This is a genomic window from Streptomyces atratus (assembly GCF_014648655.1).
Lineage (GTDB): Bacteria > Actinomycetota > Actinomycetes > Streptomycetales > Streptomycetaceae > Streptomyces > Streptomyces atratus.
Window position 1 is genome coordinate 1 of record NZ_BMRN01000183.1, and the last position, 1,305, is coordinate 1,305.

Annotated in this window: 1 rRNA gene; it reads left to right on the plus strand. The window is 56.6% G+C overall.

The features are described from left to right. Nucleotides 1–32: 32 nt before the first annotated feature. Nucleotides 33–1,305, plus strand: a 23S ribosomal RNA gene (locus tag IEZ15_RS43975); the annotation flags it as partial.

A 1,305-nucleotide genomic window follows, 5' to 3' on the forward strand; every position in this document is an offset into this window, starting at 1 on the left:
TTGAGAACTGCACAGTGGACGCGAGCATCTGTGGCCAAGTTTTTAAGGGCGCACGGTGGATGCCTTGGCACCAGGAACCGATGAAGGACGTGGGAGGCCACGATAGGCCCCGGGGAGCTGTCAACCGAGCTTTGATCCGGGGGTGTCCGAATGGGGAAACCCGGCAGTCGTCATGGGCTGTCACCCGCTGCTGAACACATAGGCAGTGTGGAGGGAACGAGGGGAAGTGAAACATCTCAGTACCCTCAGGAAGAGAAAACAACCGTGATTCCGGGAGTAGTGGCGAGCGAAACTGGATGAGGCCAAACCGTATGCGTGTGATACCCGGCAGGGGTTGCGCATGCGGGGTTGTGGGATCTCTTTTTCACGGTCTGCCGGCTGTGAGACGAGTCAGAAACCGTTGATGTAGGCGAAGGACATGCGAAAGGTCCGGCGTAGAGGGTAAGACCCCCGTAGCTGAAACATTGACGGCTCGTTTAAGAGACACCCAAGTAGCACGGGGCCCGAGAAATCCCGTGTGAATCTGGCGGGACCACCCGCTAAGCCTAAATATTCCCTGGTGACCGATAGCGGATAGTACCGTGAGGGAATGGTGAAAAGTACCGCGGGAGCGGAGTGAAATAGTACCTGAAACCGTGTGCCTACAAGCCGTGGGAGCGTCGCTGTTGTTCTTCGGAGCAACAGTCGTGACTGCGTGCCTTTTGAAGAATGAGCCTGCGAGTTTGCGGTGTGTTGCGAGGTTAACCCGTGTGGGGAAGCCGTAGCGAAAGCGAGTCCGAATAGGGCGTTTTAGTAGCACGCTCAAGACCCGAAGCGGAGTGATCTAGCCATGGGCAGGTTGAAGCGGAGGTAAGACTTCGTGGAGGACCGAACCCACCAGGGTTGAAAACCTGGGGGATGACCTGTGGTTAGGGGTGAAAGGCCAATCAAACTCCGTGATAGCTGGTTCTCCCCGAAATGCATTTAGGTGCAGCGTCGTGTGTTTCTTGCCGGAGGTAGAGCACTGGATAGGCGATGGGCCCTACCGGGTTACTGACCTTAGCCAAACTCCGAATGCCGGTAAGTGAGAGCGCGGCAGTGAGACTGTGGGGGATAAGCTCCATGGTCGAGAGGGAAACAGCCCAGAGCATCGACTAAGGCCCCTAAGCGTACGCTAAGTGGGAAAGGATGTGGAGTCGCAGAGACAACCAGGAGGTTGGCTTAGAAGCAGCCACCCTTGAAAGAGTGCGTAATAGCTCACTGGTCAAGTGATTCCGCGCCGACAATGTAGCGGGGCTCAAGCGTACCGCCGAAGTCGTGTCATTC